This window comes from Olsenella uli (assembly GCF_016899935.1).
In the GTDB taxonomy this organism is placed as follows: Bacteria; Actinomycetota; Coriobacteriia; order Coriobacteriales; family Atopobiaceae; genus Thermophilibacter; species Thermophilibacter uli_B.
Genome location: NZ_JACJJK010000087.1, coordinates 1 through 247, shown reverse-complemented (window position 1 = coordinate 247; position 247 = coordinate 1). Strand labels below are relative to the sequence as shown.

The window sequence follows — 247 nt, the reverse complement described above, 5'->3', positions numbered from 1 at the left end:
ATTTATTATACGCTTGAACGCTTCTTCATCGTCAGGGTTGACCACCATGCGGAAATAGGCTATAACGTCCTTGATTTCCTTACGTTGGTAAAAGCTCAGTCCTCCATAAATTTTATACGGTATTCCGACTTTACGCATTGCCTCCTCAAAGCTCCTGCTTTGCGAATTAGTACGATAAAGGACGGCAAAATCATTGTATTCACAATGTTCCTCACGCCTTAAACGCCTTATTTCATTACATACTATC

General features: G+C 40.5%; 1 protein-coding gene. It reads right to left on the bottom strand.

What is annotated here, in order from left to right:
* Positions 1-231: 3'-5' exonuclease (locus H6A07_RS10550; protein WP_369334323.1), on the bottom strand; the 231-nt coding region annotated here is incomplete at its 3' end.
* Positions 232-247 lie beyond the last annotated feature (16 nt).